Here is a 7,606-nt window from a genome sequence, read left to right on the forward strand (position 1 = left end):
GTTTTTTAAAGTTTTAGGTAAAAAGCTTTCAATAACAATTCTGTCTTTACTCACAAAGGCTATCTCAGGAATAATTTTTTTATCATCCTTAGATTCCTCATAATCATCCTCTGGCGCCTCTGCAATAAAGTGATATTGCAATTAAAATAGATGCACCATATCCTACTAACTCTATGGGCTCAAAACTAAACATATTAATTCCTCCTTATAATTATAAATACATTAATATACTTAGTTTGTTCATTTTTCATACTATAATTCAGCTATAATTTATTAAAATAATGAAAGTTGATTTTTGTCACTCATGTTATCCAAGGATCCATGAATTGTCAGAGTTTCAATTACAGTTTTAGATATTTTTGTTCTCTTTCTTAAGTCCTCTTTAGATATAAACTCTCCATTTTCTCTTTCTTGTTGGATGTGAATAGCTGCATTTTCACCCACTCCTTGGAGAGCTATCATTGGTGGTAAAATTGTATTATCATCTATAACTTTAAACTCCGCTGCATCAGATTTGTAAATATCTACTGGTAGTATTTTTATATTTCTTGCATACATTTCATAAGCAACCTCAAGAACTGTTAACATATTTTTCTCTTTAGCTGTTGCATCATTACCTAATTCATGAATTTCATTCATCTTATTTCTTATAACATCTATTCCTTTTACAATTAAATCTGCATCAAAATCTTCTGCTTTAATTGTAAAATAAGTTGCATAAAAAGCTGCTGGATAATGAACTTTATAATATGCAAGTCTGAAACTCATCATAACATATGCCACGGCATGGGCTTTGGGGAACATGTATTTTATTTTTTGACATGATCCTATATACCAGTCTGGCACATCATATTTCTTCATTTCTTCTATAAATTCAGGTTTTAAACCTTTACCTTTTCTAACACTTTCCATTATGGTAAATGCCATCTTTGGTGGAAGCCCTTTAAATATAAGGTAGTTCATTATATCATCACGAGTAGATATAACATCTTTAAACTCAACAGTTCCTTCCACAACTAAATCTTGAGCATTATTTAACCAAACATCAGTACCATGAGATAATCCAGAAATACGTACAAGTTCTGCAAATGTTGTTGGTTTTGTATCAAGAAGCATTTGTCGAACAAACTTTGTCCCAAATTCAGGAATTGCCAGACAACCTATTGGACAGTCAATTTCCTCCGGCGTAACTCCTAGAGCCTTGGTAGATGTAAATAATGACATAGTTTCCTTATCATCTAGAGGAATTTCTGTTGCAATCTTTCCTGTAATATCTTCAATCATTCTGATGATGGTAGGAACGTCGTGCCCAAGTATATCAAGTTTTAGTATCCTACCACTTATAGAATGGTAGTCAAAGTGAGTAGTTATAACTCCACAACTTGTATCATTGGCAGGATATTGTATAGGTGTAACATCATATACATCTATATAGTCTGGAATAACCATTATGCCTCCAGGATGTTGTCCTGACGTTCTTTTTACCCCAGTACATCCATTAGCAAGTCTAAGCACTTCTGCTGATGTAGAATTTAAATCATTTTCTTCCACAAATTTTTTAGCATAACCAAATGCTGTTTTTTCAGCTACAGTACCTATTGTTCCTGCCTTATAAGTATGACCTTCTCCAAATAATTCTTCTGTATATTTATGAATTACTGATTGATAACTACCCGAGAAGTTAAGGTCTATATCCGGTTCTTTATCACCTTCAAATCCAAGGAAAACCTCAAATGGTATATCATGACCATCTTTTTTTAGTGGTTTACCACATTTAGGACAATCTTTATCTGGTAAATCTACTCCTGAACCCCACTCACCTATTTCATAGAAATAAGAGTATTTACACTCTGGATTTTCACAAACATAATGGGCTGGAAGTGGATTAACTTCTGTTATATCACTCATGGTAGCTGCCAGTGATGAACCAACAGATCCCCTTGACCCAACCAGATATCCATCTGACAAAGATTTTGCAACTAGTTTTTGAGCGATTATATACATAACTGCATAACCATTGCTTATGATTGAGTTTAACTCTCTGTCTAGTCTTTTTCTAACAACATCAGGAAGAGGCGAACCATAAATTCTTTCTGCCTTTTCATTACACATTTCCCTCAGTTCCACGTCTGAACCTTCAATTACAGGTGGGAAAGTTTTATTTGGAATAGGTAGTACGTCTTCTACTAAGTCTGCCACTTTATTAGTATTTTCCACAACTACTTCATAAGCCAAGTCTTCTCCTAAATACTTAAATTCTTCCAACATTTCATCCGTTGTTCTAAAATGAAGGTAAGTTTCTTCCTCATCTACTTTAAATCCTTGTGAATACTTAAGTACCTTTCTATATACAGCTTCATGCTTATCAATAAAGTGGACATCTCCTGTGGCTACAGGAATTTTTCCAAAACGTTTTGCCACTTCAATCATTCTTCTATTTAAATCTCTTAATTCTTCTTCACCTTCTACTTCGCCTTTATCAATCATAAATCTATTATTGTCAATTGGCATAACTTCAACATAATCATAAAGAGATATTATTCTTTCCATCTCTTCATCGCTTTTATTTTGCTTTACCGCTTGAAATATTTCTCCTGCTTCGCAAGCTGATCCAACTATTATTCCTTCTTTATATTCCTCCAAAACACTTTTTAATATTCTAGGCGCTCTGTAAAAATGATTTACATGGGCATCAGATACTATTTTATATAAATTTTTAATCCCAATTTGGTTTTTAGCAATTAATGTAACATGATTTGTTCTAAGTTTTGTATAATCTATATCCCCTAAAATTGCATTTACATCACTTAGTTTTTCTCCACCTTTTTTACGTATCATTTCTAAGAACTTAATAAATATATGAGCTGTAGCTTCCGCATCATCTACGGCTCTATGATGATTAAGTAAAGGAATTCCCAGTTCCTTAGCTATAAGATTTAATCTAAATCTTTTCATATGAGGAAGTAGGGTTCTAGCTAATGTCAATGTATCTACCGAAGTATTTTTAAATTCAATATTTTGCTCCCTACATTTTTGTTGCATAAATCCCATATCAAAATCTGCATTGTGAGCAACTAAGACACTATCTCCAATGAATTCAACAAACTTTGGCAATACTTCTTCTATAGTAGGTTTATCTTTTATTAAATCATTTGTAATTCCTGTAAGCTCTTGCACTTTATAAGAAATATCTTTTTCAGGATTTATCAACTGACTAAATCTATCTACAACTTTAAAGTTTTCAACTTTTACAGCACCAATTTCAGTTATTTTATCATTTTTATTTGAAAAACCTGTAGTTTCCAAGTCAAATACTACAAATGTCTGAGATAAGTCTTTATCATTAGCTTTTTGTATTACAGGTAGATTATCTTCTACTAAATATCCTTCAACTCCATAAAGTATTTTTATATTATTTGATTTTCCTGCATCCATAGCCTCAGGGAAAGCCTGTACCACTCCATGGTCTGTTATGGCAATTGCCTTATGTCCCCAAGTAGCGGCTTGCTTAACTAGTTTTTTAGTGGGACAAAGCGCATCCATAGAAGACATTTGAGTATGAGCATGTAGTTCAACTCTTTTACCTTTTTTGCATTTATCTTTTCTTTGAGGCTTTTCTTCTTGCCTAATACCACTTATAGTCATGGTTATTTCTCTTTGGTAAGTATCATACAATATATCACCTTTTATTTTTACATAAGAACCTTCTTTTACTCTATCTAGTACTTTATCTTTATTCAAGTCATTTAAGAATAATTTACAGTTAATAGAGCTACTATTATCTGTTATAGACATAATCGAAAGTATTTTACCATTTCTTAATTCTTTATTTTCTATATTGAATATTTCACCTACAATAGCTACAGTTTTAGAATTTTGATTTAAGTCTTTAATATGATGTACTAAACTATTTACATCTTCTCCATAAATTAAATGTTCATCATGTTCATCCTTAATTACATATCCTTCTTCTTCATGTTCTTCAGATACCACTTCAAATTCCATTTCTTTGATTAATTCCTCAATCTCTTTGTCAGTTTTTTCCATTATTTTTTTTCTATCTATCTTTTCGGTAATAGCTTTTTCTACTTTAACTTCATAATCAATTTCCAATTCTTCTAATAATACATTTCTTACAACTTCTTCTATATTATTCTTTTTCAATTTTTCATAAAAAATATCTTTAGGAATTTTTATTTTTAGTGTATTATCTAGACACATATATTCTACTTGTTTTTTCCATCCTTCGATAGCTGGGCAGATTTTTTTTAATATATACAAGATATTATGCCAATAAGCTTTTACTATATCTTTTTCTGATTTTCTACCAAAACCATTAAACTTAATTTTAAGTCTAATATTTTTAAAGTATTTCAATTTACCTAGTAATTCTTCTCTAAGTTCATCTAGAATCTCATGAGATATTATATCCTTTGATATTAAATACATATAAAAAATTCTGTCCTCTTTAAAATATACAACCTTAGATACTTCTACTTCTTTTAACTGCCTTTCTAATCTACTATTTTTAATTTCTAACTTTTCTAAATAGTCTTTAATACTATCCATGAGATTATCACTTCCTTTCCTAGATAAATTATTATATCACATCTAAAATAAATTTATTATTATGTTAAATAAAATAAAATTTATTCTTTGGGATTAGCTTCAAAATATCACTTAGTTAATATTATATAGTATGACCACAATTAAAAGTAAGGCGGTGTTAAATATGGCATGCGATAATATTTTTGACATAAATTATATGTCCACATATTATGATAATCTGGGAGGAAAAAAGTTATTTAAAAGCTGTATAAAAGAATTCAATTCAAAAATAGATAAAAAGGTACATCTTTATTATTCTAATAAAAAAGATACACCCATATGTGCGCTGCCAAAACTAAGATTGTTACTAGTAACTAAAATTGGCTTTCTATCATTTTGTTATAATTTCTATTTTTATGTAAATACCTTTGATTATTATAATATCCATATATCAGAAGAAAATTTAGGAATAATAGCTAAATGTGTCTGTTCTCATGAAGTTGGTCATATATTAGACGAAAGTATATCCAACAATAAATGGGAACATTCTCAAATTTTGACTGATATTATTGAAAAAATGATATATTATAATGTCGATATTTCTCAAGATGACTATTATAAGAATAACTTACCTAAAGATTTAGAAGAAAGTGTAGTAACTTTCAAGAAAAATTTAATAAAAAGAGAATCTATTGCCTGGGAAATCGCAAAAACTATTATGAATTTTAAAAATGAAAATGAAAAGTTTTTATTTTCCAAAATTAGAGAGTATGCTCTTGCAACATACAATTATGGTGATCTTAAAACTATTGTAAAAGAAAATAATTTAGAGGTTTTCTTTAAATATAAAAGATATTTTGTTTGATAATATAAAAAGCTTTCTTTAAAAACAAGAAAGCTTTTTAATATTGAACTTCTAACTTAATACACTAAAACAAAAGGGCTACCCACACAGTGGCTAAGACAAAGCAATTTTTTTCTTAAAACATATACATTTTGATATAACTTTGTTTGAAATAATTAAAATAATCACATTTTTTTGCATACTTGTACTTATTTTTGTGAATATTTGGTATTATAATATTATAAATATTATTTTAGGAGGTATCTATATATGGATGATAATATTAAAAGATTAAAAGAACTTATAGATAGTCATAATAATATTGTATTTTTTGGTGGGGCAGGTGTATCTACAGAATCTAACATTCCAGATTTTAGAAGTGCCTCTGGTTTATTCAATGAAAGATTGAACAGAAATTTTACTCCTGAACAATTAGTATCTCATACCTTTTTTATGCGATATCCTGAAGATTTTTTTAAATTTTATAAAGATAAATTAATCTATGAAGATGCTAAACCAAACAATGCTCATATAGCACTAGCCAAACTAGAATACATGGGTAAATTAAATGCTATAATTACTCAAAATATTGATGGTCTTCACCAAATGGCTGGAAGCAGAAATGTTTTAGAACTTCATGGATCTGTACATAGAAATTATTGCACTAAATGTGGAAAGTTTTATACCTTAGAAGAATTGTTAAACTTAGGTGGAAATGTACCTTACTGCGATGTTTGTGGTAGTATAGTTAAACCTAATGTGGTTTTGTATGAAGAACCATTAGATAACTCTGTTGTAAACGAAACTGTTAATGCTTTAAGCAATGCAGATTTATTAATTATTGGTGGAACCTCATTAGTGGTTTATCCTGCAGCTAGCTTTATTGACTACTTTAATGGTGATAGTATAGTACTTATCAATAAAAGTAGCACAGGTTATGATACAAAAGCCTCTGTAGTAATTAATGATTCCATAGGAAAAGTACTTTCACAAGTAATACTATAAATAAGTCAAAATATAAAAATTACATAATATATTAAAAATAAGGTAAGATTAGGTCTTACCTTATTCTTTTTCCTTTTCATATACATCTTTATATATTAAAACAGCTTCATAATATGCTTCTTCTTCGCTTATACCCTTTTCTTGTGCTATTTTCTCGGCTGAGTCTTTTATAATTGATGCAGCTTCAAGTATGTTCATAGAAACACCTTCCCATTTATTGTCCTACTTCTTCTTAATACATATTATTCCCAAAAAAATCTATAAAATTACCTTTATTTATTAAAATTTACATTTATTTATTAAAAAAATAAGTTCTTTGACATAAAACGGCAATAGAACTTATTCTTTTTAATTATTTTCTTTTATTTATTTCGACATTATTATCCATATCCTCTTGAAACTTAACATTGCTATCATGTTTTAAAATTCTTTGAACCTTATCTATTATTCTTGGAGTTACTGTTAATATATTATCTACTAGATTAACATTATCCTCTAAGGAAATTAAACGTGTTTCTCCATTTTCTACTACAACAAAAGCTACAGGGGATATTGTAATCGCTCCTCCACTTCCTCCCGCAAAATTTGCATCACAATTTGTATTAGTTTTACAACTTTTGTTATACTCCCCTCCTCCAATACCAAACCCTACAGTTACCTTTGATATGGGTACAATAACAGATGTTTCCGCTTTTATTGGGTTACCTACTATAGTATTAGAATCTATGGAATTTTTTATAGTCTCAAGAGTTGTCTCCATAATGCTTTGTATTGAATTTGTTGCTGTCATTTTTTGTCACCTTCCTTAGATTTAAATTTTAATTTTATTATTCTTATAAGTATTGGAATAGACTTAAACATGGTGTTTAGTCTAAATTTTATATGTACTTTTACACTTCCTTTAATATTATTTTCAGTAAACTTAGGCACTATGTTTAAATATATTTTTTCACATTCACATATATTTGTTATGGTTCCATAAATACCATTAATTAATGCATTAATATATATAGTTACATATGGATTGCTATTGCTAAAATATATATTTGAGTAAATTTCTATTATTTTTACTTTTTTTATCAAATTAATAATATTACTTAACTCTCCATCTAATTTTTTTAAATCCTTTAAACTTCCTCTTTTTTTCTTACGCTTAATTTTCTTTGAAGGATATAGTTGAATTTTTAGTCTTATTAATTTGAATAATAA

General features: G+C 28.8%; 6 protein-coding genes. 2 read left to right on the top strand and 4 right to left on the bottom strand.

Going from position 1 to position 7,606, the window contains the following annotated elements; translation table 11 throughout:
* Positions 1-273: 273 nt before the first annotated feature.
* Positions 274-4,569 carry a PolC-type DNA polymerase III gene (locus NSA58_RS12520; protein ID WP_074429200.1) on the bottom strand — a complete coding sequence of 1,432 codons (4,296 nt, stop codon included), beginning with the start codon at positions 4,567-4,569 and terminating at the stop codon, positions 274-276.
* A 163-nt stretch (positions 4,570-4,732) separates the two neighbouring features.
* Between NSA58_RS12520 and NSA58_RS12525 the strand changes: the two genes are divergently transcribed.
* Together NSA58_RS12525 and NSA58_RS12530 are read left to right on the top strand one after the other, a co-directional pair.
* Complete coding sequence (locus NSA58_RS12525; protein ID WP_039680281.1) at positions 4,733-5,413, top strand: hypothetical protein; 681 nt, start codon at positions 4,733-4,735, stop codon at positions 5,411-5,413.
* 249 nt (positions 5,414-5,662) lie between these two features.
* Positions 5,663-6,397 carry an NAD-dependent protein deacylase gene (locus NSA58_RS12530; protein ID WP_039680280.1) on the top strand — a complete coding sequence of 245 codons (735 nt, stop codon included), beginning with the start codon at positions 5,663-5,665 and terminating at the stop codon, positions 6,395-6,397.
* 60 nt (positions 6,398-6,457) lie between these two features.
* Here the strand turns inward: NSA58_RS12530 and NSA58_RS12535 are convergent, their stop codons facing one another.
* From NSA58_RS12535 to NSA58_RS12545, 3 genes are all read right to left on the bottom strand, one after another.
* Positions 6,458-6,595 carry a hypothetical protein gene (locus NSA58_RS12535; RefSeq protein ID WP_200886402.1) on the bottom strand — a complete coding sequence of 46 codons (138 nt, stop codon included), beginning with the start codon at positions 6,593-6,595 and terminating at the stop codon, positions 6,458-6,460.
* 154 nt (positions 6,596-6,749) lie between these two features.
* A complete protein-coding gene (gene ytfJ, locus NSA58_RS12540; protein WP_039680279.1) occupies positions 6,750-7,187 on the bottom strand; it encodes a GerW family sporulation protein in 438 nt (145 codons plus the stop codon).
* Positions 7,184-7,606: DUF2953 domain-containing protein (locus tag NSA58_RS12545; protein ID WP_257560517.1), on the bottom strand; the 423-nt coding region annotated here is incomplete at its 5' end. The genes NSA58_RS12545 and ytfJ, both read right to left, overlap by 4 nt.

The organism is Terrisporobacter muris (assembly GCF_024621905.1).
GTDB lineage: Bacteria > Bacillota > Clostridia > Peptostreptococcales > Peptostreptococcaceae > Terrisporobacter > Terrisporobacter muris.

Bases quoted from the DNA above. Each gene is read 5' to 3' on its own strand.
- NSA58_RS12520 (WP_074429200.1), bottom strand. From the start codon at position 4,569: ATGGATAGTATTAAAGACTATTTAGAAAAGTTAGAAATTAAAAATAGT.
- ytfJ (WP_039680279.1), bottom strand. From the start codon at position 7,187: ATGACAGCAACAAATTCAATACAAAGCATTATGGAGACAACTCTTGAG.
- NSA58_RS12535 (WP_200886402.1), bottom strand. From the start codon at position 6,595: ATGAACATACTTGAAGCTGCATCAATTATAAAAGACTCAGCCGAGAAA.
- NSA58_RS12525 (WP_039680281.1), top strand. From the start codon at position 4,733: ATGGCATGCGATAATATTTTTGACATAAATTATATGTCCACATATTAT.
- NSA58_RS12530 (WP_039680280.1), top strand. From the start codon at position 5,663: ATGGATGATAATATTAAAAGATTAAAAGAACTTATAGATAGTCATAAT.